The sequence below is a fragment of the Streptomyces sp. NBC_00878 genome (assembly GCF_026341515.1).
Lineage (GTDB): Bacteria > Actinomycetota > Actinomycetes > Streptomycetales > Streptomycetaceae > Streptomyces.
On sequence record NZ_JAPEOK010000001.1, the window covers coordinates 7,064,908 to 7,089,396 of the forward strand.

The window sequence follows — 24,489 nt, forward strand, 5'->3', positions numbered from 1 at the left end:
CACGGTGACGCTCGGGACGGGAGGGAACTCGCCTTACCGCTGGGCGTCGACGGCGACGAAGAGCACGCCGGCCCAGATCAGGTCCCGCTGGGAAACGACTCGGAAGGCCAGTTGGTCGCCGCCGCGTCGCAGGCCTGTTCCGAGATCGAACACATCGGAGTCGTAGCCGAGGGTGCGGGCGTACGCCGGCACCCGCTTCGGCTGGGCCGTCCCCGGTCCACTGATCGTGGAGTTCAGGACGTCGGCGCGGGGATTGGCGGAGTTGGTGAGGGCGGTGACCTCGGTGCCGTGGGGCGGCGGGACGGAGCGCGTGCGGGTGGTCGCGAGGGTGAGGGTGTCGCCGGTCGCGCCGCGGTCGCCGTCGTACGTCACCAGGCCCGCCCGGCCGCCCGCGCCCGCCGGGAAACGCATTCCGCGCAGCCGGATCTCCTGCCCCGCACCGGACTTCAGCGCGTCGAAGCCGTCCCAGACGGCGAGGTGCCGCAACGGCTCCTTCGGGTTCTTGTACGCCACCACCAGCGTCCAGCCACCCCACGCGCCGGCCGTCGACCTTCCCATCGCCACGTTGACCTGTGCCACGGTGTACAGACCCGGCCCGTTCTTCCGCACCAGCCTCGTGACGTCCGCCGAGGCCTGGAAGGCGTCCGCACCGTGCGCCACACGGTGGCCGACGACCGTGTCCGCGAGGACCGCCTTGTACTCCCCGCCCTGTTCGGCGACCAGCACCCGCCCGTTGTCCTTGGGCGGCTTCTGCTCGCCGACGCGCAGGTTGCCGCCCCAGTACAGCCGTGCGTAGCTGACCCGTGAGCCCTTGGGTACACGGACCTCCGCGCGGGAGGAGTTGTAGGTGTTCGGGTCCTTGTCGACATCGACGTACGTCATGTCGAAGTCGCCGTTCACCCCGGTCCCGCCTGCGCGAGTGGCCGGGCAGGAACGCGCCGTCGGCGGCAGGGATTCGCGGTTCGCCCGTGGCATCCGGCAGCTGATGGAGACGTTGGCCGCGCGGACGATCCCGCCGTGTTGGCGGGCCTGGTATCGCTGGGCGAAGGGGAGACGGTCGGCCTCCTGCGACGATGGTGCGGCAGGCGCGACCGCCAGGGCGGCTGCGGGAGCCCACATCCCGGCGAGGGCGAGGGCGCCCACCGTTGTACGGCGCAGCAGGAGGGCTAGGGAATTGCGCATGAACGGCATTGCCCTTTCGGGAAGGTGGAGGTGTCAGGGGGCAGCAAGAAGCGATGTGCGTGCTCTAGGAACGCGTCAAGAGGTGCGCAAACTCTAGCTGCTATCGGACATAATCTTGTCAAACTGGACAAGTGTGTCGGATTGGTGAAGTAAGGAACTTCCTGGGCTCGCTTCATCGGTGGTATCCCCGGCAGGACACCGTGTTTTGACACGACGCCGGGCATCCCGCCGGAGCGTCCCTGCCGGTCCCGAGGAGCGGCCCCGCGTCAACGGCTGAGGCCCATGCATGCCTTCGGTCGGCCTTCTATCCTCCTGCTCCTCGGGGTTGTCCCGCAGAGGGCCGCGGGCGGCCTGCGGCCGGTTCCCGTTTGGATGGTCGAGCCGTGGCCATTGCGGCCGACCGGGCCCGGGAGGGTGGCCATGCGGCCTCGGGCCCAACTGCCCGTCCCGGGCGTGGACGTGCTGCCTGGCGCGGACCGGCAGGCGACTCCAAGGCCGCCGACCTCACGAGTGACGTGCCGGCCGCGTTGCTCGCCGGCGGTCCGCCCGCGCCGACCCTGGCCGGTCTGTCCTCGCTGCCGAGTCTCCCGCCGTCGTGAGGCGGGGGCCGCGCCCGCCCCGGCCGTTGCGCCGGCATCGGCCCAACGGCCGTTCTTTATCCGCTTTTTCTCGTACCCCGTCCAGACTTTTCAGAGTCATATCCTTCAGAGGTCTCATATGAGGACTCGGGAATCCTCTGCACGCAGGTTTCCGGACCGGGCGGCGCTCGTTGTGCACGGCGTCGGAATCCCCCCGCTACCCACGTTGCCGAAGAAAGGAACACCATGAAGTCTCTGAAGGCCGCCGCTGTCGTCACCGGGTCCCTGGTCATTGCCGGTGCCGCCGCGCCCGCGTTCGCCCAGAACGCCACCGAGGTGGTGCGCACGGGCCTCAACAACGCGGTGAGCACGCTCGACAAGGGCCCCGTCCACGTGCAGCCGCTGGAGGGGCCGGACGCGCTCGACGGCAAGCAGAAGAAGAAGGAGTCGCTGCTGACCCGGGTGGGACGCTCGTCCACCGCGCTGAGCAACGGCACCCCGCTGCTGGGCGGTCTGCCGCCGAAGGGCTGAGGACTTCCGCGGCCGCCATGCCCGCCGCCCTCTGATCCGGCGCTTCTGGCAATTCCCGGTGTTGCTCCGCAGAGGCCGACTCCGCTCCATGCGGAGTCGGCCTCTGCGTTGCCGGGGCTGTCCGTCGATCGTCGTACCACTGCGGCTCCCGCACGCAGCGCGCTGGGCGGCAGCCATGTCGATGACCTGCCTGCCGTCGGTCCGCGGGCCGTGAGCGTGGTGTCCCCCCGGGTGTGGCTGTGGCTTCTGCGGCCGGATTCATTTCGAAAAGAGTGAGCCTGTGCATGCGATGCCGAAATCCTCTGTTCGGATGGTGCAGGAGGAAACCGGGTCTCGTTGGATGTGATGGAGAATTCTTTGTGCTGACTTACGAGTTGGGTGTGAATTATTGGACGAGGGCCTCGGAGACTCCCTCGTTCGTGTGGTCATGCCGGCGTGTGTGGTCCACTCGGGTGAGAGAACGTCCGAGTGCGATCCGGCACGTCTGTAGGGTGCCGCGGTGACCTCAACCGACGCCTTCGTCGACGGCTCGCGGAAGGAAGACATGACCGGATCGGTGAACACCGCGGCCGATTCCTCGAACTCTGCGGCGGACTCCACGGGAGTCGCCGTTGCCGCCCTGCCACTCCTGGCCGAACCCTCGTCAGCGACCGCGGTCGGTTGCCCGTCATTTGCCGTCGAACCCACGGTGCCCACCGGGCGGAGGCGGATGCTGCGGGGGTTGTTCGCGGTGGCCGGGGTGGCGCTCGCACCGGTCTTGGCGGCGTCGTGGGCGACCGGGCCGAAGGGGGCGTGGTTTCGCGAGACATATCGCGGACGGCGCATCGTCGGCATCAGAGACGACGCCGTGCGGTTGGGGGACGACGTCCCGGCCGTGTGGCACGTCACGGTGGACGGGCGGCCACTGCACCTGATGCGTCGCGTCGACGGCAGTTGGATGACCATGGTCGACCACTACCAGTCGTATCCGACGCCACTCGCCGCGGCGCGCGCGGCTGTGGACGAACTCGGCCCCACCATGCGGTTGGGGGCGTCGGACGGAACCGGCAGCCGCATGGACGACAGCGGTACGCCGAGCGGCGGCCAGGAAACCGAGGGGGACCATCGCCATGGTGTACACGCGTAAGGACGTCAGCACGCTCACCCCTTCCGAGCGGCGCCGGTTCGTGACCGCACTGATCGAGGTGAAACGCCGCGGTGAGTACGACGAGTTCGTGCGCATGCACATCCAGTACTTCGTTCCCGACGGCGAGAGCGGCCCGCGCACGGCCCACATGGCGCCCTCCTTCCTGCCCTGGCACCGCAGGTTCGTGCTGGACCTGGAGCAGGCGCTGCGCCGCGTGGACGAGTCGGTGACCGTGCCGTACTGGGACTGGACACGCAACCGTGCCTCGACGGCCGTACCGTGGACCGAGGACCTGCTCGGCGGCACCGGGCGGCGTTCCGACCGGCAGGTCTTGACCGGCCCCTTCGCCCACCGCCACGGCCAGTGGACCATCAAAGAGGGGATCACCGACGCCGAGTACCTCATGCGGGACCTGGGCCGCTCCCGGGACCCGATCGCTCTGCCCACGGCCGGGGATGTGGACGGCGCCCTCGCGGACCCGGTCTACGACACGGCCCCCTGGAACTCCACGTCCGCCAAAGGGTTCCGCAACAAGCTGGAGGGGTGGGGGCCGGGTCGCGGCGCCGTGTCGTGGCGCAACCACAACCGGGTCCACCGATGGGTCGGCGGCCACATGGTGAGCGGCGCCTCCGTCAACGACCCCGTCTTCTGGATGCACCACGCCTTCGTCGACCTGGTGTGGTCCCGCTGGCAGCGGCGGCACCGGGACGCCCGCTATCTTCCCGCGAAGCCGCCCGGCCCGAGGGATGCCCAGCGCGGCCGGGTCGTCGCGCGGCACGAGAGGATGCCGCCGTGGGACGTGACCCCGGAGGAACTGGAGAATCACAGCGCGGTCTATCGGTACACGTAGGAGACACGACCACCTGCGGGTGGGCCGCCCGAAGGCCTCACCTTACCGGGCTTCGCACGCGACGCCGGGCATCCCGCTGCGGCCTGTCTGTTGGGCGACGCAGGGCATCTCGCTGTAATCGCTTCCCGTGCTCGACAACGTGAGTGAACCGGCGCAGGTCAGGCCCCCTGATCCCTGTCGGGTACGCCTGCTGGCGTGAAAACATGGCTTGAGGTGCCTGTCCGCCGGCCCCGGTAGCTCGTTGGGATTCTCACCGGACGACCATGCCATCGGCCGGTCCCGCGGCGGGCTGACCACCAAGGTCCACCTTGCCGCCGACGGCCGCTGTCGACCGCGGCGTTCATTCTCACTGCCGGGCAGGCCGGCGATGCGCCTGCCTTCGCTGCCGTCATGGCCCGCCTGCGCGTTCCCCGACGCCGCGAACGGCCCCACACCAGGCCGGACGTGATCCTGGCCGACAGGGCTTACTCGTCCCGCGCGATCCGTGACCACCTCCGCAAACGCGGCATTCGGGCCGTGATCCCAGTGCCGGCTGACCAGCGCCGACACCGGCTGCGCCGGCGCAGCTGCGGGGGCAGGCCACCAGCCTTTGACAGCGAGACCTACGAGACCCACAGGCAGCGCGACATCGTCGAGCGATGAATCAACCGGCTCAAGCAGTGGCGAGGCATCGCGACCCGCTACGAGAAGGCAGCCGCGATCTACCTGGCCGGGCTCCCCTTGCCGACCAGGAGGCTGCGACGGTGTCGGTCAAAGAGGAACAAGCTCAGGGGCCGAGGCGTCGACCCGGAGCAGGACTCCTGACTCGTCCCGTCGCGCAGGCTGGACCAGTACCCCGCGGAGGGCTGCGCTTTCCACAGGGTCAACCCCGGGCTCGAATCTGCGGGACGTACAGAATTCCTGAAATCCATATCTGCCTGGGGCGATGCTCGGCACAGCGATGGAGGTCGTCTCCGGCCCAGCATGCCGCGAGCTGCCATTGGAAGGGCCGTCGGTAGGCCAATCAGCCCTACCTGACCTGCGGAAACGCGGAGTGTAGTGGTGCGCCCCCGGCAGGACTCGAACCTGCGGCCAAGCGCTTAGAAGGCGCCTGCTCTATCCACTGAGCTACGGGGGCCGGATGTGGTGGCCTGTGGTGCTGGTGCCCGGGTGTGGGCGGGTCCGTGACCTTGCCGGGGACAAGGATAGAACGCCCGGGTCCCCGTCCCTGGTGCTTCGCCTCCGTGGCTCGATGTGGAGGTTCAGTGAAGCGGTCCTGATAATCGCAGGCAGGTACGAATCGTGCATCGCTTTTGGCGTCTCACGCCCCGGGTGTTGTGCACTCGTTATGCCTGCGCCCCATGCGTCCCTTCCGTCCTGTGTGTCCGATCGGCGCGCAGACATGCCCATATGCTTCAGAAAGCCACTAAAATTGGGCATTCTTCGCATGTGGTGACCTTGGACGTACGGCCTCAGCTGCTCGACGCACTTTCCGCCCTGCGCGACCGTGTCGCCGCCGCACGCTTCCCGCTGCCCCTGGCGGGGGCTCCACGCGCGCGTGCCAACCGCGACGAACTGCTCGCGCAACTCGACGACTATCTCGTGCCCCGGTTGAGAGAACCCGAAGCACCCTTGCTCGCCGTGATCGGGGGATCGACCGGGGCGGGCAAGTCGACACTGGTCAACTCCCTTGTGGGGCGGCGGGTCAGTGAGGCCGGGGTACTGCGGCCCACGACGCGTACTCCGGTGCTCGTGTGCCACCCCGAGGACCATCACTGGTTCAGCGGCATGCGCGTACTGCCCGACCTCACGCGCGTGTGGGTGCCCCGACAGGACTCCCTGGACGATCCGCTGCTGCCGGACGAGGACGACGGGCGCGTGCTGCGCATCGAGACCGCAGACACCCTCCCGCGCGGGCTCGCCCTCCTGGACGCGCCCGACATCGACTCCCTGGTGGCCGACAACAGAGTGCTCGCCGCCGAACTGATCTGCTCCGCCGACATCTGGGTCATGGTCACTACGGCCGCCCGGTACGCCGACGCGGTGCCATGGCATCTGCTCCGTAGCGCCAAGGACCACGACGCCACCCTCGTCACGGTCCTCGACCGGGTGCCCCACCAGGTCGTGTCGGAGGTGTCGCGCCAGTACGGCGCGCTGCTCGCCAAGGCGGGACTCGGCGACGTGCCCCGCTTCACGGTGCCCGAGTTGCCCGAATCGGCATGGGGTGGGGGGCTGCTTCCGGCCACCGCGGTGGCGCCCCTGCTCGCCTGGCTCACGGAACAGGCCGAGGATGCCGGATCCCGGCAGCAGGCGATGGCACGCACGGCGTACGGAGTGCTCGACTCGCTCAAGTCACGGATGCCCGAGCTGGCCGGTGCGGCGGCCGCGCAGTACGCCGCCGCCATGCGGCTCACCGCGGCCGTCGACGGGGCGTACGACAGCGAGCACGCGCGCGTACGGGGCCGTTTGCAGGCCGGGGCCGTGCTCGCCGGGGACGCGCTCAAGCGGTGGCGCAGCTATCCGCTGGACTGCACCGCCGGCGAACTGCTCGACGCGCTCGCCGAGAGCCTGGCCTCATTGCTGTTGTGCGCCGTCACCGCCGCCGACGAGCGTATCGACGAGGCCTGGCGCCGCGAACCCGGTGCGGCAGCGCCGGGGCTGACGGACCGTGATCCGACGGCGGAGAGCGCCGAGCACCGCATCGGGATGGCCGTACGGCGTTGGCGGCGGATCATCGAGGAACACGCCGAGGAAGAAGTGCGCGTCCTTGAGAAGAGCGTCGCGCCGGATCCCGAGGTGGTGGCCGCGCTGGTCGCCACCGCGCTCCTGGGCGGCCGCCGGGCCCGGTCCGCGGGCGAAGGACTCGCCGAGCGGATCGGAGCCCATGGGGCCCTGCGCCTGCGCGACAAGGGCGGCCGGCTGCTCACCGACTACCTCGACAGAACCCTGCACATCGAACGGGAGCGGCGGCTCGCCCCGCTCGACGCACTCGACGTACACCCCCAACCCCAGGCCGAACTCATCGCCGCGCTGTCCGTACTGCAGAAGGAGAGGTGACCGTGGTGACCGCCGTCACGGACCACACGGATCACGCCGATCACCCCGGAGACGACGAGGGGCGTGTCGAGGGGCGTGAGGACAGTGGGCACGCGCGCGTGGAGGACGATTTCGTGACCGACCCCACCGACCCCAAGGGCGCGCGCAAAGACGTGCCCAAGAAGGACCCCGGCAAGAAAAATGTCCGCACGGAGAGTCGCCTTTTTGGGCTCGTGCGCGTGGAGACCGTCATGGACGCCGAGCCGTCCGCCACCAGCGGCGACAAGGGCGGTACTGACCGTACTGACGGCAAGGGCGGCAAGGGCGGCGACGGCGGCGTGGGAGGCGCGGACGGTGGGGCCGCGGACGCCGCGGATGCCGGTGTCTCCTGGGACGACGGGCTGATCGCACGCCGCGTGTCCGCTACGGCAGAGGGGCAGGCCAGGCCCGTGAAGGAGGTATTCGTGGAGAACAGGCCCCCTGTAGTGCTCCCACTCGTGTACGAAGGGTCGCTACGGTCCCGTCTCGACGCGCTGCGTGAACTGGTGGGGCTCTCGCGTACCCGGCTCGACAGCAGGACGCTCGCCGAGGCGGGACAGGTCCTGGACGAGGCCGCGGCGCGGCGCAGGCTCTCCGGGCAGCACACCGTCGTCGCCATCGCGGGCGCCACAGGAAGCGGCAAGTCGCAGCTCTTCAACGCGCTGGCCGGAGTGGCCATTTCGGAGACCGGGGTACGCAGGCCGACCACCGCCGCGCCCATCGCGTGCAGCTGGAGCGACGGCGCGGCGAGCCTCATCGACCGGCTCGGAATTCCCGGGCGGCTGCGACGGCGACCGCTGCAGAGCCCCGAGGCCGAGGCGCAGTTGCGCGGGCTCGTTCTGGTGGACCTGCCCGACCACGACTCCGCGGCCGTCCAGCACCGCGAACATGTGGACCGCATCCTGGCGCTCGTCGACGCCGTCATCTGGGTCGTCGACCCGGAGAAGTACGCCGACGCCGTGCTGCACGAACGCTATCTGCGGCCCATGGCGGGACACGCGGAGGTCACCTTCGTAGTCCTCAATCAGATCGACCGGCTGCCCGGAGAGGCCGCCGGCCAGGTCCTCGACGACCTCAGGCGACTGCTCGACGAGGACGGGATCGCACTCGGCGATTACGGAGAGCCGGGCGCGACCGTGCTCGCGCTGTCGGCCCTCACCGGGGACGGCATCGTTGAACTGCGCGAGGTGCTCGGGCACTTCGTGGCCGAGAGGGGGGCCGCGGCCCGCCGGATCTCGGCCGACGTGGACGCGGCGGCGGCCCGGCTGTGGCCCGTCTACGCGAACCGGCGGTCGGCCGGGCTCACCGAGGAGGCGCGCGACGAGTTCGCCGACCGGCTGGCGGACGCCGTCGGCGCGACGGCGGCGGGCGAGGCGGCCGAACGGGCGTGGCGGCGCAACGCCAACCGCGCGTGCGGCACGCCCTGGCTGCGGATGTGGCGCTGGTACCAGGACCGCCGCGAACCCCCGACCGGACGTCTCTCCCTACGAGTCCACGCCGACGACGAGGCCACGGCGCGCCAGCGCGTCGAACAGGCGGTCCGTACGGTCGCCGAGGAGGCGGCCGGAGGGTTGCCCGTGCCCTGGGCGCAGGCGGTGCGCGAGGCGGCGGTACGAGGGTCACAGGGGTTGTGCGAGGCGCTCGACGAGCTGGCCGTGCGAGCCGGTACGCCGGTTGGGCGGCCGCCGAGGCCCGGCTGGTGGCCGATCGCCGTACTGGCCCAGGCCGCCATGACGATCCTCCAGGTCATCGGCGGGGTCTGGCTGCTGGGGCAGGTCATCGGCTTCATGTCGCCGAACCTCGGGGTCCCAGTGCTGCTGATGGTGATCGGCATCGTGGGCGGCCCGGGCGTCGAATGGGCCTGCAAACTGGCGGCGCGCGGGCCTGCGCGGCGGTACGGGCTGGAGGCGGAACGGCGGTTGCGGGAGGCGGCGTCGGGGTGCGGCCGGGCACGGGTTCTCGATCCGCTGGCGTCGGAGCTGCTGCGGTATCGGGAGGTGAGGGAGCAGTACCTGCGGGTTACGGGGGTCGGTGTCTAGGCGGGGTGACGTCCTCGCGACCTGGCCTCCTCTCGGGGTGACGTCTTCGCGACGTGGCGACCTTGCGAGGTGAACGGTTCTCGTGGGGTGAAGTCCTCGTTCGGGTGGCGGAGTTGTCCACAACCGGGCGGTAGGCCACAGCGCTCAGCGGGCTCGGGCCGGCGGAGGCAGTCTGGAACCGCGGCGATCACGATGCGAACGCAACGGGACCACGACGCGGTCGTGGCGCGGTCGCAGCGCGGTCGCCGCGACAGACGCAGCCGTACGGGACGGGCCCGTGGGCGTGGACAGGGGAGGACTTCCGAGATGAACGAGACGACGGTGTGTGTGGTGGGGAACGTGGCGACGCGGCCGGTGTTCCGGGAGACGGCGACGGGCGCGTCGGCGAGGTTCCGGCTGGCGGTGACGCAGCGGTACTGGGACCGGGAGAAGAACGCCTGGACGGACGGGCACACCAACTTCTTCACGGTGTGGGCCAATCGGGCGCTCGCGACGAATGTGCAGGCGTCCGTCTCGGTGGGCGAGCCGCTCGTCGTGCGGGGGAGGCTGAAGGTCCGCTACGAACAGCGCGACGGGCAGTCGTGGACGGGCGCGGACATCGAGGCCACGGCGATCGGCCACGATCTGGCGCGCGGTACCGCGGCGTTCCGGAGGGTCCACAAGAGTGAGACGCCGTCGGAGACGCCGGCCCGGCCGGAGCCCAACTGGGAAACGGAGCCGACGGTTCGACAACAGCAGGAACCGGCTCTGGTGACGTGAGGTGTGTGACCTGCCCTGGCCTGACGTGACGTAACGCGACGTCAAGTGCACGGCAGGTGTTGGAGTCATCGTCCGACCGAAGTGCGGCTTATCGGCGAATACATTCGGAACGGTCCCCGTGGATTTGTCGATAAGCCCAGCTCGCACCTCAATCTGGCGATAACGATTCCGAGTCGGATCGCTTGTCCGATGGCGTGACTGGGGAGAGAGGTGCGCCCCGTCCTTAGGATGCCGGGCATAGCTCTAGGGGCTTCTGATTCTGCTGGTGGGACCGTAACCCCCCACGTCAACGGGTCCTGCTCGAAGGGGAATTCTGTGCTTTCTTCGTTCTCCGTGTTGTCCGCGCACGGGCGGGGTGCCGCCCGCCTCGCCGCGGCGGCTCTGGTGTCCGGCCTCGTCACCGTGAGCGTCCTGACCGCCGTGGGTACGGCCGCTGCCGATGAACTCCCCCTGAGCCAGGGGGGCGCGACCGCCACGATAGGTGAGCTCAAGACGTCCGGGATCGCGGTCATCCACGAGAACGGCGAGGACAAGCAGGTGTCCGCGGGGCTGTTCGAGATGTCCGTCGACAACGGCGGCACTCTGCAGACCTACTGCGTCGACGTCCACAACCCGACGCAGATGGACGCCAAGTACCAGGAGACGCCCTGGAGCGGCACGTCACTGAACGGCAACCCCGACGCGGGCCGGATCCGCTGGATCCTGCAGAACTCCTACCCGCAGGTGAACGACCTCGCCGCGCTGGCCGCGAAGGCGGGCGCGAGTGGTCTCACCGAGCAGGACGCGGCGGCCGGCACGCAGGTGGCGATCTGGCGGTACTCGGACAGTGTCGACGTGGACGCCGTCGACCCGCAGGCGGAGAAGCTCGCCGACTATCTGCAGCGCAACGCGCGGAACCTCGCGGAGCCCGAGGCCTCGCTGGCCCTGGACCCGCCCGCGGTCTCGGGGCGCGCCGGTGAGCTGCTCGGCCCGGTCACCGTGCACACCAACGCGGGCAGTGTGACGGTGACACCGCCCGCCGACGTGACGAGCGGAGTGAGGGTCGTCGACAAAGGCGGCAAGGAGATCACGTCCGCGGTCGACGGCGGCCAGTTGTTCTTCGACGTCCCCGAGGACACCGCGGACGGTTCGGCCGCGCTGACGGTGCAGGCCTCGACCACCGTGCCGGTCGGCCGGGCGTTCGCCTCCGAGACCAGGAGCCAGACCCAGATCCTCGCCGGCTCCAGCGAGTCGACGGTCTCGGCGACGGCTACCGCGAACTGGGCGAAGACCGGCGCGATTCCCGCGCTGTCGGCCGAGAAGAACTGCGCCAAGGGGGGTGTGGACATCACGGCGGCCAACGAGGGCGACGAGGCGTTCACCTTCGAGCTGATGGGCGTCGAGCACACGATCCCAGCAGGCGCGTCACAGACCGTGACGATCCCGCTGCAGGAGGACCAGGCGTACGACTTCACGATCAAGGGGCCGAACGGCTACGAGAAGCGGTTCAAGGGCGTACTCGACTGCCAGACGCAGAGCAGCCTCGGCGACCAGACGGCCCAGACGCTGAACGAGCCCAGCCCGGCCACGGCGGGCGGCACCGGCACCGGCACCACGACGGTCGACCTCGCCGAGACGGGCGCCTCAAGCTCCACCCCGGTGATTGCAGGCATCGCGATCGCCCTGGTCGTGGCCGGCGGCGCGGCGGTCCTCTTCGTCCGCAAGAAGCAGGCGCCCGAGCAGGACTGAGAGAACCCCCGAGCAGGACTGAGAGAACAGAGAACAAGGAAACAGCACCTTGACAACTGGACAGTGGGTAACTGCTCGCTCACTCGCCCACTGAGCCGTCTCGGCCAGTGACCGCCGCCGCACGGGATCGTCGGGCGGAACGAGGTCTCCGTCCGGCGGCGGGCGGGCCGTCGTCGACAGCCGGCGACAGGCCGACTACAGGGCCGCTCGGCGGTGGTCTCAGCGCCAGTCGTCGATCACATACGCGTCGGGGTGGCTGTACCCGGATTCGCTGGGCCTGTGCATGGTCACGCCCTGCAACCATGTGCGGAAACCGCGGTCGATCATGCGCCGGTAGGCATCCGGGCGACCCAGGTTCATGCCGGCGTCCAGCTGCTCCAGGCCGCGCTCGGCGGCCAGCCGCTCGCACGCTTCGAGCAGTCGCTCGAACCGGTCGGCGGCCTCCGGACCAGGACGTACGGCGCCGAATTTGACGAAGCACACGTCCGCGCCAGCCTCCGACCCGGCTCCGCAGTGGCAGACGGCCAGGCCATCGAGATCGGAGGCAGCGCCATGGAGCAGGATGGTGTCACCGAGTCCCTGCGCGTGCGCGGCCACGATCTCGCGTTCCAGGCTCAGGCCCTCGTACACGGCTCCGGTCAGTGCGCGACAGCGACTCAGCGCGTCAGGCCGCTCGGCAGCCGGCAGTTCGCCATAGAGCACCCGGCCGGGGACTGCGGCACCGTCTGTGACCTGTTTCTTCATGATGGCTGTAAGGAATCGAGGCCAGAAACCGTACCGGCGGTAGAGCTCAAGATGCTTGGGACTGTGCGCGAAGGTGAACAAGCCGAGGTGGCGGTTCCCCCAGGCGTCGAAGCAGTCTATGACCGGCTCCATCAGACGCTTGCCGATGCCCTGGTCCCACAGATCTGGACGCACGGTCAGCGGTCCGAAGAACCCGACGCTGCCCCAGTTGGTGGCGAAGTTCGATCCAACTACTTCGCCCTCGACCGTCGCCGCGAATGCCGCCCGCGGATCGGCCGCCCAACGCGTACGGACATAGTCGACGGTCCCGAAAGGATCAGGGGCCCCCAGGAACGTCCCGAAAGCGACCCTGCAGATCTCATCGGCCCGATCCAGGTCCGCCTCACCCAGCGGGCGGACTGATATTGGGGCCGCGCCACTCTTGCGCTTCGCTTCTGGTGGGATCATCGCTCTGTCCCTCCGACGCCCCTTTCCATCGCACCACGGAGGTGCGCTGCAGGCGAGGCGAGCGGTCCGGCGACCGCCGGCGATCACCATGCCCGCCTGGATCGTCCTCTTCGCTGACACTGGTACCTGACACCAATAAGGCCGGACAGCGGCGGACACCGCCGAACCTCGACGTACAGCCGGTCGAGGCGGGAGACGAGTTGGCCGACGTTCCAGGAGCCCCACGAGCTGGCCACCGGAAAAACGCCGGGGCCGACCACCAGCGACCGACAGTGACAGTCGAGCTACAACCGCCAACGGTGTAGCCCCAGGTCACAGCCCCCCGGCCATATGGGTTACCACCCGAGGGTGGACGTCAGGCAAGATGGGGTGTATCTCCCCACTGCCGATTTCAAGCGTCCGGACGGTTTCTCTTGGCTGAGTACATTTACACCATGCGCAAGACGCGCAAGGCGCACGGCGACAAGGTGATTCTCGACGACGTCACCCTGAGCTTCCTGCCGGGAGCGAAGATCGGCGTCGTCGGTCCGAACGGTGCTGGTAAATCGACCGTGCTGAAGATCATGGCGGGGCTGGAGCAGCCGTCGAACGGTGACGCGTTCCTGTCGCCGGGCTACACCGTCGGCATGCTGCTGCAGGAGCCGCCGCTGGACGAGGCCAAGACGGTCCTGGAGAACGTGCAGGACGGCGCCGCCGAGATCATGGGCAAGCTCAAGCGCTTCAACGAGGTCGCCGAACTCATGGCGACCGACTACTCGGACGCGCTCCTGGACGAGATGGGCAAGCTCCAGGAGGACCTCGACCACGCCAACGCGTGGGACCTGGACACGCAGCTGGAGCAGGCCATGGACGCCCTCGGCTGCCCGCCCGGCGACTGGCCCGTCACCAACCTCTCCGGTGGTGAGCGCCGCCGCGTCGCACTCTGCAAGCTGCTCCTCGAAGCCCCCGACCTGCTACTCCTCGACGAGCCCACCAACCACCTGGACGCCGAGTCCGTGCAGTGGCTGGAGCAGCACCTCGCGAAGTACGACGGCACCGTCGTCGCCGTCACCCACGACCGGTACTTCCTCGACAACGTCGCGGGCTGGATCCTGGAGCTCGACCGCGGCCGCGCCATCGGCTACGAGGGCAACTACTCCGTCTACCTGGAGAAGAAGCAGTCCCGTCTCAAGGTGGAGGGCCAGAAGGACGCCAAGCGCGCCAAGCGGCTCAAGGAAGAGCTCGAGTGGGTGCGGTCCAACGCCAAGGGCCGGCAGGCCAAGTCCAAGGCGCGACTGTCCCGCTACGAGGAGATGGCCGCCGAGGCGGACAAGATGCGGAAGCTGGACTTCGAGGAGATCCAGATCCCGCCGGGCCCGCGGCTGGGCAGCGTCGTCGTCGAGGTGGAGAACCTCTCCAAGGCCTTCGGTGAGAAGGTCCTCATCGACGACCTCAGTTTCACGCTGCCGCGTAACGGCATCGTCGGCATCATCGGCCCCAACGGCGCCGGCAAGACCACTCTCTTCAAGATGATCCAGGGTCTCGAAGAGCCGGACTCCGGTTCGATCAAGGTCGGCGACACCGTCAAGATCTCGTACGTCGACCAGAGCCGCGAGAACATCGACCCGAAGAAGTCGCTGTGGGCCGTCGTCTCCGACGAACTGGACTACATCAACGTCGGGCAGGTCGAGATGCCGTCCCGCGCGTACGTCTCCGCCTTCGGGTTCAAGGGCCCGGACCAGCAGAAGCCGGCCGGCGTCCTCTCCGGTGGTGAGCGCAACCGCCTCAACCTCGCGCTCACCCTCAAGCAGGGCGGCAACCTGCTGCTCCTCGACGAGCCGACCAACGACCTGGACGTCGAGACCCTCTCCTCGCTGGAGAACGCGCTGCTCGAGTTCCCGGGTGCCGCGGTGGTCGTCTCCCACGACCGCTGGTTCCTGGACCGGGTGGCGACGCACATCCTCGCCTACGAGGGCGACTCCAAGTGGTTCTGGTTCGAGGGCAACTTCGAGTCGTACGAGAAGAACAAGGTCGAGCGGCTCGGACCGGACGCCGCGCGTCCGCACCGCGCCACCTACAAGAAGCTGACCCGGGGCTGATCTTGCGGCATATCTACCGCTGCCCGCTGCGCTGGGCGGACATGGACGCGTACGGCCACATCAACAACGTGGTCTTCCTCCGCTATCTGGAGGAGGCGCGTATCGACTTCCTGTTCCGCCCGGACAAGGATTTCCAGCAGGGGTCCGTGGTGGCACGCCATGAGATCGACTACAAGCAGCAGTTGGTCCACCGGCACACCCCGGTGGACATCGAGCTGTGGGTCACGCAGATAAGGGCGGCGTCGTTCACCGTCGCGTACGAGGTCAAGGACTCGGACCAGGTGTACGTCCGGGCCCAGACGGTCGTCGTGCCGTTCGACTTCGAGGCGCAGCGGCCGCGCCGTCTCACCACCGCGGAGCAGGAGTTCCTCGCGGAGTACGCGGACGACGAGGCTGACGAGGGCGACGGGGACGACCCCGCGGGGGCCGTTGCGGCATGACTGCCCTGCACCTCGCCGACGAGGGGGAGGCGGCGGACCTCGCCGCCTTCCTGGCCCGGCTGATCCACTACGACCGCGCGGCCGCGGTGCGGCTGCAGGCGTCGGGGACGACGCTCGCGGTGTTCGGCAGGCCACCGTCGTTCGAGGTGCTCGCGATCCGTACGGCACGCCTCGCGAAGCCGTACGAGAACGGTCTCGACGTCTCGCTCGATGTGACCGTCTCGGCCGGTGAACTCCTGGAGTCCCTCGACGAGTCGGCGGCCACCGCGACCGTGCCCGCCGCCGTCACCGGCCCGCCGTGGGCCGGGGTACTGCCGCCCCGCGGGGGCTGGCGGCCCGAGCCGGGACTGCCCGGGCCCGACGCGGTACGGGCGATGGTGGCCGGGGCGGTCGCAGAATTCCGGTCGCGTATCGACGAGTTGGCACCCGAGGGGCGTACGCGGGCCGCGCTCGACCGGATCGGGCGGGAGATCTGGTCCCGGCCCGTCGGCGACACCGAGCTCCCCGTGCGGGCCGCGCACGCCGCCCAGTCGCTGGGCTTCCTGCGGCCCGCCGCGCACACGGCCCCGCCCGCGAACGGGGCCCCGCCCGCGCGCACGGTTCCGCCCGCGAACGGGGCCACGCCCGATGAGGCCGTACTGCGGCTGCTCTCGTCGGGTGCGTGGCTCAGGCTGCGTACGCCGTACGGGTCGATCGCCGTACGCAGGGCGGGACTTGGGGCGTTGGACGTCAGCGTTCGCTGAGCACCTGACCCCTTCCTTCTCCATTTACTGGTTACTGGCGGCTCGCCATGTCCAGGCCGCCGTTGGCCGGTCAGCCGTTCTCGCTGTCGTCCGGCCATATGCCGATGTGGTCGGGCTCCAGTTCCAGGGCTACCCGGTCGCGCATGCCGAGGGCCGCGGTGTACTCGGCGGGGAGTTGCAGCCGGCCCGCGCGGTCGAGCATCGCGTACTCGCGTGCCACCACCGTCTCGTGTCCGGTCGTGGCGTCGACCTCGGTGCGGCGCAGGACCTCCGTGGAGGTGCGGCCGTCGCGGATGGCGACCGTGCGGCGGACCTCGCCGGCGACCGCCTGGTCGTGCGTGACGATGACGATGGTGGTGCCGAGGTGTTTGTTCGCGGTGCGGAAGGCGGCGAAGATCTGTTCGGCGGTGTGCGAGTCGAGTTCACCGGTGGGTTCGTCGGCGAGGAGTACGGCGGGGGCGTTGGCCAGGGCCACGGCGATGGCCACGCGCTGCTGCTGGCCGCCGGACATCTGGTACGGGCGGCGGGACCGGCAGTCGGCGACGCCGAGCAACTCCAGGAGTTCCAGGGCGCGTTCGGACTGGGCGCGGCGACGATGTCTGCGGGCGCCGGTCAACTGCATCGGCAGGGCGATGTTCTGGGTGGCCGTCAGATAGGGGAGGAGGTTGCGGGCCGTCTGCTGCCAGACGAAACCGACGGTCTCGCGGCGGTAGCTGAGCCGGTCCTTCGCGCTCATCGTCAGCAGGTCGTGGCCCGCGACCCGGGCGGCGCCCGCGGTGGGGGTGTCCAGCCCGGCCAGGATGTTCATCAGGGTCGACTTGCCGCTGCCGGACGCGCCCACCAGCGCCATCAACTCGCCCTCCCGGACCAGGAGATCGAGGCCCTGGAGCGCCTGGACCTCGACACCGTCCGCGGAGAAGATCCGGACCAGCCGGTCGCAGGTGATCAGGGCGTCGTGGCCGTAGGCGGGTCGGTCGCGGCGGGCGGCGGCGCGTTCGGCCAGGTCGGCGAAGGTGAAGTCGGTGGTCGTCATCGGGCAGCTCCCGTGGTGATCGTCGTCGAGGGCACGTCTCCGCCCGTGCCGGTCGCTGTGGAGGGTGCGTTTGTGTTTACGTTTCTGCCTGTTGCGGTCGTGGTGGAGGGTGCCTCTCCGCTGGTGTCAGTTGTCCTGGAGGGCCCGTTTCCGCTGGTGCCGCTCGTAGTGGACGGCACGCTCCCGCCCCTGCCTGGCGTTGTGGAAGGCGCGCTTCCGCCCGTGCCGGTCGGCGTCGTGCAGAGCACGGTTCCGTGCGTGCCGGTCGTCGTCGTGCAGAGCGTGCTTCCGGCCGTGGCGGTTGTCATCGGCCGTCCCCCGCCCGCAGTTCCCTGATCGAGCCCCGCCGGCCCGTCCACCACGCCTGGCCCGCCGCGACGCCCGCCGTGAGGAGGAGCACGGTCAGGGCGGGCAGGACGAGGGATGCCGGGTCGGTGTGCAGCGCGGCCGTGCCGGGCGGAGGCGTCCCGCCGGGAGTGGCGAGGGCGATCGCCGTCAGGTCGATGCCGGGGGCCAGGAGGCGGATCGTCGCCCAGCCGGTCAGCGTGCCGCCCGCCGCGGCGAGGAGGGCCTGAGGCAGCGCCTCCAGTACGAGCAGTCGGCGGCCCTGACCCCGGGTGAGGCCCATGGTGCGCAGCCGGGCCAGCAGGGCGGCGCGTTCCGGTGCCGCGCGCACCAGGGCTAGCAGCAGCGCGAGTACGGCGTATCCGGAGCCCGCCGCGACCGCCGCCGTGTAGATGCGTTCCGCGCCCGACTGGAGGGGGGAGTCGACGTACTGCGCGCGTTCCTCCGAGCGCAGTCGTACGTCCGTGCCGGTGGGGGAGTCGGTGCCGGTCGCGGCGTCGGCACCGGCACCGGCATCCGCATCGGCACCGCCATCCGCATCGGCTGCCTTGCGGAGGGCGGCCCCGTTTAGGTCGTCGCCTGTCACCAGTAGCGCGGTCGGGCGGGCGGCGACGGTGCCGAGGCCGGTGCGGTCCACGACGAGGAAGTCCGTTCCCGACACCGCCGGGGTCAGGTCGCGTACGAGGGTGATGCGGACGGAGACCGTACTGCCGTCCTCCAGGCGTACGGAGAAGGGCTGGGTGCCGTAGCGGTCGGCGACCGTGGGGGAGGCGAGGGCGGGGAGCGGCTGCTGGGCCGAGTCGTCGGCGCCGGCTTCTGCCAAGCCGCTCGCCCCGGAGTTTTCCGGCTTCGCCGAGCCTTCCGGCTTCGCCGAACCCGTTCGTCCTGCCTTCGGTGCCTTCGGTGCCTTCAAGTCGCCCGCCGGGAACGCCCCCATTCCGGTCCGCCCGGAGAGCCGTGCGTACCCCTCCGGGTCCACCCCGGCCACGGGCACCGTCTGCGCGCCGCCCCCGGGCTTCGCCTCGTACGCGATGCTCAGGGCGGTGGTCTCCTGGACGCCGGGGACCGAGCGGATCCGCTCGGGCAGGGCGGTCGGCAGGGGCCCGAGCGTCTCGACGCGCGCGTCCGCGCCGAGGGTGAGGAGGGCCGCCCGGTCTCGCGCGTCCGCGACGCCCGCGAGGACGGAACCGCCGAACGCGGCGGTGGTGAGCGCCGTCAGCAGGGCGAGCAGGGGGAGCACCGCGGAGACGGAGGTGCGGCCCGCGCGCGCCAGCGAGAGATGGCCGACCGCGCCGCGCAGCCGGCCGGCGGGGCGGGCCAGCCAGCGCAGCGGCAGCGGATAGAGCCGGACCAGGACGAGTGCGGCGATGACACCGACCAACACCGGTGCCAGTGAGACGAGTTGATCGCCGGAGCCGCCCAGGCCGAGGGCGCCTCCGCCGTCCGGGCTCAGCGATCCGCCCGCCCCGCCTGTCCCGCCCGTGTCGCCGGATCCGGCGGCCCCGCCCGAGGTTCCCCGCCTTCGCAGTGTGAACACCGCACCCGACGCCAGTACGAGCAGGGTGAGTTCGGCGACGGTACGGCGTCGCGACGGACGTACGGCCGCGAGGTCCTCGCGAGCTCCGTGGACGCGTACGGCGCGGTGGGCGGCAGCGGCGCGCAGGGGGAGCGCGGCGCAGGCGAGGAGCGCGATCGCCAGGGCGGCGCCGACGGCGTACCGCGAGCGGCCGTACGGGAGGACGAGCAGTACGCCCGTGAGGCCGAGCGTGGCGGCCGGCAGGGTGACAACCGCCGTCTCGGCGAACAGCCGTGCCGTGAGGCCGCGCAGGGAGGCTCCGCGGGCGCGGAGGAGGGCGAGTTCGCTGCGGCGGCGGTCGGCGGCGAGGCCACCGGCCATGAGGAGGACGACGACCGCGACCGTACCGGTGCCGAAGGCGGCGACGGCGACGAGGGGGCGGATACCGGAACGGAGTTCGGCGTACGAGGTGAAGACGTCGTCGAGCTCTGTGCTCGCGTCGGCGTCCGGGTCCGCCGTGACCTCACGCACCTTCAGCAGGCCCGGGCCGGACTCCAGCGTGGCGATGGCCTTGCCCAGGCGGGGCAGCTCGTTCGCGGTCAAGGCGGCGGGATCCGGGGCGAGTTGCCAGTAGCGCGCGGGGGCGCCCGGGGTGCCGAGCAGCGCGGGGGCCGCGTCCGGGGACAGGAGCAGGGCGGCCAGCCAGTACGTCTCCGGCTCGCCGCCCTGGGTCGGGGGCCGGATGAGGGACGGGGTACGCAGGAGGGGCTGGGTTGCCCAGTAGGCGCCCTCGGGGTCGCGCGGGGCGACGATGCCGGTGACACGGACGGCGAGCGGGCCGCGCGCCACGCCGGGGACGTGGATCACCGAACCCACCTTGATCCGGAGGGGGTCGGCCGTCTCCTGGGTGACCGCGGCCTCCACTTCCGGGGTCGCGGCGGTCACCGTGCCCTCGGCGCGCGGGAGGCGGCCCGCACGCAGCCGGGAGTGCTCGGCGAGGCCCTCGTGCGCCGCGAGCGACATCTGCGCGGGCCGTCCGCTCGGCCTCGGCAGCCAAGTCTCCGCCGCCTCAAGGGCGGTGACGTTGCGGACGCCGTACGTGGACTGCCCGGGGTCGGTGACGAGGGGCCGTTCGAGCACATTCAGCAGGCGGCCGTACTGCTCGCGCAGGGTGGCCGGGCGCAGCGCCGACTCCCGTTCCTTCTGCGGAAGATCGATGGCCGGTTGCATGGCGAACAGTTGGAGGGAGGTGTTGCGTGGCGTCGCCTCGACGACGGCCTGGCGCAGGCCCTCGTCCTCGTAACGGTCGACGGCACGCGGGAAGGCCGCGGCCAGACAGACCGTCGCCAGCACGAGCAGCCCGAGGGCCATGGCGGCCCCGGGAGCGGCACGGAGGCGGGTTCGGACCCAGGGGACGACGGGGCTGTTGCCCGGGCGACGGAAGCCCGCCCGCGCCCAGGGGCGGGGGCGGCGGCTGGAGTCGGAGCTGGCCCCGGCCCCGGCCCCGGTTCCGGTTCCGATTCCGGTTCCGGTTCCGAATCCGGTTTCGAATCCGGTTTCGGTTCCAGGGCCCGTGGCGGCTCCGGTCTCGCCACCTCCACCTCCACCTCCACCTCCACGGCCACCGACACCCTCACCGGTCTCGCCACCGGCACCGACACCGGAACCGCCACCGTCAGGGGAACCCAGTCCGTCCTTCTCCCCTCGCCGATCCCCGAACCACCGACGTCCCACCTCACTCACCACCCTGCTCGTGCAGCGAACGCAACCACCGCAACGAAGCCACCGCATCCCCCCGCCGCAGCGCCAGTACCGCGGTGACGATCAGGGGCGCGATCACCACACCGGCCAGCAGCAACGCGACCTGGGCGGGCGGGAGTTGCACCAGTACCTCCGGGACCGGCCGAGTGGCCCGGGACGTCAGCACGATCAACGGGATCACCGCCCGGGTCAGCACCGCCCCCAGCGCCAGGCCCACCACCAACGCCAGCGCCACCAGTACGGCCTGCTCGGCCGCGACCAGGCGGGCGAGCTGCCGTCGCGGCGCGCCCAGTGCCCGGAGCAGTGCGAACTCGGCACCCCGCTCCCGCAGGGACCCCGCCGTGCTCACGGCGAAGCCGACCGCGGCCAGTGCGGCGGCGACCACGGACGCCGCGGTGAATGCCGACTCCGGCCCCGCCCCGAAGGGGTCGTCCCGCAGCCGCTCCGCGATCTCGTCGCGCACGACCACCTGCGACGGCTCCACATCGGGCCGCGCGCGCAACTCCGCGGCCACCCGCCCCTCGGCGCCCGGAGCGGTCCGCAGCCACCACTCGGTGGGCGCCACGCTCTCGCCGTACCGCTGCTCCAACACCCGGTTCACGGACCGGAGATCGACCAGCAACGCCCCGCCGGAACCGTCCCCGCCACCGCCGGCGGCGTCTCCGGCTCCGGATCGGGCTCCGGCTCTGGCTCCGGAATCCTCCGTGGTCGGCAGCGCCCGGACGCTCCCCACGATCCGCACCGTCACGGTCGAGCCCGCGAACGCCACGCTCACCCGTTGCCCCGTGCGCGCGCCCGCGGCCTTCAGGAAGGCGTCGGTCGCCACCGCGGTGACCTCGGGTGCGGCGGGCCGTGCCGCCCGCAGCCGGAGCGTCAACGTCGAGAGTTCCCAGGTGTATTCGCTGGGGATGTATCCGGTTCCGTAGCTGACCTTCAGCGGGCTCGTCGACTCCAGGCGGGGGCGGGTCGGCCCGTTGCCCGCCTTGGGATCCACCGTGGTGCTGTTGGAACGGGACGTCACCGTCCAGGAGCCGGGCTCCCGGAGGCGCCGCTCCGAGCCGTCGGGTGCGGTCGTCGTCAACTCCTCGACGGACAGCTGGTGTTGCTCGGCGCGCCCCGACGGCTGGCGCATGTCCAGTTGAAACCCGGCCAGCGAGAGCGGCTCGGCCGCCCGGCCGGTCGGCGCCTCGGCGGCCCGCGCCAGATCCAGGGTGAGCCGGTGCGCCCGGCCGTCGGCGGGCAGTTCACCGATAGGAAGGCTGTACGGAGTGCCGTACCGGTCCTCCAGCGTCACCGTCACGTCGGCCGTCATCTCGGAGCGGTACGCGCCCGAGTCCGAGCCTTCCACAGAATCTGAGCCCGAGCTCTCGTCCGCCCCGACTCCCGCCGCCCGGATCCGCAGCGCCAGCCCCAGCCGCGTACTCCCCTTCGGCAGAGCCGTGCCCACCGGAGCGGTCTCCTCCGGCCGCAGCCGCGCCAGCACCTGCTCGGCCGACTCCTCCGCGAGATCCCCGCGCATCAGCATTCCGCCCCCGCCCGCGCCCTCATCCCCGTCCCCGCCCGCGGAGTCCACCGCGTCCGTCGCGCCCACCGCGTCCGCCGTGTCCAGCGCCAGTACGGTCGCCGTCCGGTTCCCGGAGAGCGGCAGCGTCGTACGCACCGCGGGAGCGGCTCCGCGTACGCCGTCGATGTCGGCGTAGATCCCGGCGCGCCCCAACCCGCCCTCGCCGCCGCTGCCGAGTACGCGTACGGACGTACCGGCCCGGAAGTCTGCCTGGTCGTCCTGCGAGCGGTCCCACGACGCGCCCTGGCCGATCGCGAGCATGCCCATGGCGATGGCGAGCACGAGCAGCAGTACGGGCCCGGCGCCGCGCATCGGGCGGCGGCTGAACTGCCAGCCCGCGAGAGCCGTCGGCAGCCCCCGGCCGCTCGCCGCGCGCCGTTCGGCGAGGCGGGCGACGGGCGGCAGCAGACGCAGGGTGAGCACGGTTCCGGCGAGCAGGGCGAGCGCGGGCGCGGAGACGAGGAGCGGGTCGATGCCGAGAGTGCCGGAGAGGTCGCCGGTGACGGCCCCGGATGTCTGCCCGCTCAACTGCCAGTAGGCGACGGCCGCGATCACCAGCAGGCCCACGTCCGCACCGGCCCGTACCGGCGCGGGCAGCGACGGGGCCCGGCCGCCCGCCGAACCGGGGGACCCCGCGGTGAGCGCGGGCACGGTCACCGCCAGCGCGCATCCCAGGGCGACCCCGGCCGACACCGCCCACACGCCACCGTCCGCCACCGAGGTGTCCAGCCGCAGCCCGAGCCGCGACAGCGCCCCCTGTCCTGCCAGCAGCCGCGTCAACGGCCCGGCGAGCAGCGGCGCGCACACGGCGGCCGGTACCGCGAGGAGCAACGCCTCAAGACCCGCGAGCCCCGCCACCCGTCGGCGCGAACCGCCACGCGCCCGCAACAGCCGGGTCTCGCCCGCCCGTTCGACGCTCAGCAGCCGGGCCACGAGCAGCAGCGCGTATCCGGCGAGCAGCGCCAGTTGCAGCGCCACGATCAACAGCGTCGAACGGGAGACCAGCAACGACCGCTCTACCCGGTCGAGTTCCTCCGGCAGTGCGGTAGTGACGGCCGTGGTGCCGTGCAGGGAGGGGGACTTGAGCAGCGCTCGCGGGCCGGTGCGGGCCGCGTCCCGCAGGGCGTCGATCCGCCCGGTCGTCAGCGTCGAGAAGCCGGCGGACGCCAGCCAGCCGGTCGATCCGGCGCTCACCGCGGGCTTTTGACGTGACGTTCCCGCCAGCACCGAGGGATCGGCGAGCAGTGGCCCGTACGTCGTGAAGTCGACCTTGCTGATGCCGCGTCCGCGCAGATCGTCCAACTGCCAGTAGGGCGAGGTGACTTGGGTGGGCCGGTACAGCCCGGTCACCAGGATCCGTACCTTCGGACCGTCGAACCGGTCGACGAGCGTCAGCCGTGCCCCCGGCTTCAGCGCCAACTGCCGCGCCGCCGCCTCGGGAAGGGCCACCTCGATCTCGCCGCCATCACCGCCACTGCCGCCGCTTCTCGTGGCACGAGGCAGGCGCCCTAAGGCCATTCGCACCTGTGTCCGGTCCAGCGCCGCGAAGTGCGTGAGATCCGGGTCCCCCGACCGTGCGGCGGCCGGCTGCGACGACCTCGGCAGCGCGTACGGCCCCGATCGCGTCAGCGTCCGCAGTGTCACCGGCAGCCCGTCGAAGGTGCGCCGCGCTCCCTCCCGTACGGCCTTGTCGGCGGCCGCGCGTTCCCGAGGGGGCACGTCGGCCTTGACGATCAGGGCGGTGGCAGCCGCGCTCTCCGTATCCGCCGCGCCCTGAGTCGTGTCGACGAGCGAGTGGCGCAGTGCTGCGTCACCGATCGCGCCCGAGTAGGCCGCGAGGGTCGCCAGCACCGCAGTGGTCAGCACGACGCTGATCAGCGCGGCGGACAACAGCAGGCGGTGCGCCCACACGCGCGAAAAGACGAACCCCGTCACCCGGCCCCCCGCCGTATTGCTGCATACCGCTGCCGT

The 24,489-nt window shown here is 71.0% G+C and carries 16 protein-coding genes, 1 tRNA gene and 1 pseudogene; 12 read left to right on the forward strand and 6 right to left on the reverse strand.

Annotation, left to right across the window (positions count from 1 at the left end; all coding sequences use genetic code 11):
* Positions 1 to 33 precede the first annotated feature (33 nt).
* Positions 34 to 1,182 carry a DUF3344 domain-containing protein gene (locus OHA11_RS30685; RefSeq protein WP_266501990.1) on the reverse strand — a complete coding sequence of 383 codons (1,149 nt, stop codon included), beginning with the start codon at positions 1,180 to 1,182 and terminating at the stop codon, positions 34 to 36.
* 824 nt (positions 1,183 to 2,006) lie between these two features.
* Here OHA11_RS30685 and OHA11_RS30690 point away from each other — a divergent pair.
* From OHA11_RS30690 to OHA11_RS30705, 4 genes and pseudogenes are all read left to right on the forward strand, one after another.
* On the forward strand, positions 2,007 to 2,291 hold the full coding sequence (locus OHA11_RS30690) for a hypothetical protein (RefSeq protein ID WP_266501991.1): 285 nt from the start codon (positions 2,007 to 2,009) through the stop codon (positions 2,289 to 2,291).
* 688 nt (positions 2,292 to 2,979) lie between these two features.
* Entirely contained in the window at positions 2,980 to 3,417 is a 438-nt protein-coding gene (locus OHA11_RS30695; RefSeq protein WP_266507584.1) for a tyrosinase family oxidase copper chaperone, read from the forward strand.
* Positions 3,401 to 4,267, forward strand: a complete 867-nt coding sequence (locus OHA11_RS30700; protein WP_266501994.1) for a tyrosinase family protein — start codon at positions 3,401 to 3,403, stop codon at positions 4,265 to 4,267. Before OHA11_RS30695 ends, OHA11_RS30700 begins: the two co-directional genes overlap by 17 nt.
* Positions 4,268 to 4,532: 265 nt before the next feature.
* Positions 4,533 to 5,071: pseudogene (locus OHA11_RS30705) on the forward strand (IS5 family transposase); the annotation flags it as partial.
* A 240-nt stretch (positions 5,072 to 5,311) separates the two neighbouring features.
* Here the strand turns inward: OHA11_RS30705 and OHA11_RS30710 are convergent.
* A tRNA-Arg gene (locus tag OHA11_RS30710) sits at positions 5,312 to 5,384 on the reverse strand.
* A 311-nt stretch (positions 5,385 to 5,695) separates the two neighbouring features.
* Between OHA11_RS30710 and OHA11_RS30715 the strand changes: the two genes are divergently transcribed.
* From OHA11_RS30715 to OHA11_RS30730, 4 genes are all read left to right on the forward strand, one after another.
* Positions 5,696 to 7,303 carry a dynamin family protein gene (locus OHA11_RS30715; RefSeq protein WP_266501995.1) on the forward strand — a complete coding sequence of 536 codons (1,608 nt, stop codon included), beginning with the start codon at positions 5,696 to 5,698 and terminating at the stop codon, positions 7,301 to 7,303.
* Positions 7,304 to 7,308: 5 nt separating this feature from the next.
* Positions 7,309 to 9,360: a YfjP family GTPase gene (locus OHA11_RS30720; protein WP_266507586.1), complete on the forward strand. Its 2,052-nt coding sequence runs from the start codon at positions 7,309 to 7,311 to the stop codon at positions 9,358 to 9,360.
* 306 nt (positions 9,361 to 9,666) lie between these two features.
* Positions 9,667 to 10,119 carry a single-stranded DNA-binding protein gene (locus OHA11_RS30725; RefSeq protein WP_266501997.1) on the forward strand — a complete coding sequence of 151 codons (453 nt, stop codon included), beginning with the start codon at positions 9,667 to 9,669 and terminating at the stop codon, positions 10,117 to 10,119.
* A 315-nt stretch (positions 10,120 to 10,434) separates the two neighbouring features.
* Positions 10,435 to 11,847, forward strand: a complete 1,413-nt coding sequence (locus OHA11_RS30730) for a TQXA domain-containing protein (protein WP_266501998.1) — start codon at positions 10,435 to 10,437, stop codon at positions 11,845 to 11,847.
* 219 nt (positions 11,848 to 12,066) lie between these two features.
* Here OHA11_RS30730 and OHA11_RS30735 read toward each other — a convergent pair whose 3' ends face one another.
* The gene (locus OHA11_RS30735; protein ID WP_266501999.1) at positions 12,067 to 13,038 is read right to left on the reverse strand and encodes a GNAT family N-acetyltransferase; all 972 of its coding nucleotides are present in this window, start codon (positions 13,036 to 13,038) and stop codon (positions 12,067 to 12,069) included.
* Positions 13,039 to 13,451: 413 nt separating this feature from the next.
* Here OHA11_RS30735 and ettA point away from each other — a divergent pair, with 413 nt between their 5' ends.
* From ettA to OHA11_RS30750, 3 genes are read left to right on the forward strand one after another with little or no spacing between them, the layout of a single operon-like run.
* Positions 13,452 to 15,116, forward strand: a complete 1,665-nt coding sequence (gene ettA, locus OHA11_RS30740) for an energy-dependent translational throttle protein EttA (RefSeq protein ID WP_266502000.1) — start codon at positions 13,452 to 13,454, stop codon at positions 15,114 to 15,116.
* Between the two features lie 2 nt (positions 15,117 to 15,118).
* On the forward strand, positions 15,119 to 15,556 hold the full coding sequence (locus OHA11_RS30745) for a thioesterase family protein (RefSeq protein ID WP_266502001.1): 438 nt from the start codon (positions 15,119 to 15,121) through the stop codon (positions 15,554 to 15,556).
* Positions 15,553 to 16,299 (forward strand): hypothetical protein, encoded by a 747-nt coding sequence (locus OHA11_RS30750; RefSeq protein ID WP_266502003.1) that lies wholly within the window; start codon positions 15,553 to 15,555, stop codon positions 16,297 to 16,299. Before OHA11_RS30745 ends, OHA11_RS30750 begins: the two co-directional genes overlap by 4 nt.
* A gap of 70 nt (positions 16,300 to 16,369) precedes the next feature.
* Here OHA11_RS30750 and OHA11_RS30755 read toward each other — a convergent pair whose 3' ends face one another.
* On the reverse strand, positions 16,370 to 17,332 hold the full coding sequence (locus OHA11_RS30755; RefSeq protein WP_266502005.1) for an ABC transporter ATP-binding protein: 963 nt from the start codon (positions 17,330 to 17,332) through the stop codon (positions 16,370 to 16,372).
* Positions 17,333 to 17,344: 12 nt separating this feature from the next.
* Here OHA11_RS30755 and OHA11_RS30760 point away from each other — a divergent pair, with 12 nt between their 5' ends.
* Positions 17,345 to 17,668: a hypothetical protein gene (locus tag OHA11_RS30760; RefSeq protein WP_266502006.1), complete on the forward strand. Its 324-nt coding sequence runs from the start codon at positions 17,345 to 17,347 to the stop codon at positions 17,666 to 17,668.
* Here OHA11_RS30760 and OHA11_RS30765 read toward each other — a convergent pair.
* A complete protein-coding gene (locus OHA11_RS30765) occupies positions 17,637 to 20,564 on the reverse strand; it encodes an FtsX-like permease family protein (RefSeq protein WP_266502008.1) in 2,928 nt (975 codons plus the stop codon). The two genes, OHA11_RS30760 and OHA11_RS30765, sit on opposite strands and share 32 nt — an antisense overlap.
* A gap of 364 nt (positions 20,565 to 20,928) precedes the next feature.
* Positions 20,929 to 24,429 (reverse strand): FtsX-like permease family protein, encoded by a 3,501-nt coding sequence (locus OHA11_RS30770; protein WP_266502010.1) that lies wholly within the window; start codon positions 24,427 to 24,429, stop codon positions 20,929 to 20,931.
* Positions 24,430 to 24,489 lie beyond the last annotated feature (60 nt).

What these genes read in the sequence shown, in the direction of transcription:
- OHA11_RS30685 (WP_266501990.1), bottom strand. Translation starts at nt 1,182, where the DNA reads ATGCGCAATTCCCTAGCCCTCCTGCTGCGCCGTACAACGGTGGGCGCC.
- OHA11_RS30690 (WP_266501991.1), top strand. Translation starts at nt 2,007, where the DNA reads ATGAAGTCTCTGAAGGCCGCCGCTGTCGTCACCGGGTCCCTGGTCATT.
- OHA11_RS30700 (WP_266501994.1), top strand. Translation starts at nt 3,401, where the DNA reads ATGGTGTACACGCGTAAGGACGTCAGCACGCTCACCCCTTCCGAGCGG.
- OHA11_RS30725 (WP_266501997.1), top strand. Translation starts at nt 9,667, where the DNA reads ATGAACGAGACGACGGTGTGTGTGGTGGGGAACGTGGCGACGCGGCCG.
- OHA11_RS30735 (WP_266501999.1), bottom strand. Translation starts at nt 13,038, where the DNA reads ATGATCCCACCAGAAGCGAAGCGCAAGAGTGGCGCGGCCCCAATATCA.
- OHA11_RS30750 (WP_266502003.1), top strand. Translation starts at nt 15,553, where the DNA reads ATGACTGCCCTGCACCTCGCCGACGAGGGGGAGGCGGCGGACCTCGCC.
- OHA11_RS30755 (WP_266502005.1), bottom strand. Translation starts at nt 17,332, where the DNA reads ATGACGACCACCGACTTCACCTTCGCCGACCTGGCCGAACGCGCCGCC.
- OHA11_RS30765 (WP_266502008.1), bottom strand. Translation starts at nt 20,564, where the DNA reads ATGGCCCTCGGGCTGCTCGTGCTGGCGACGGTCTGTCTGGCCGCGGCC.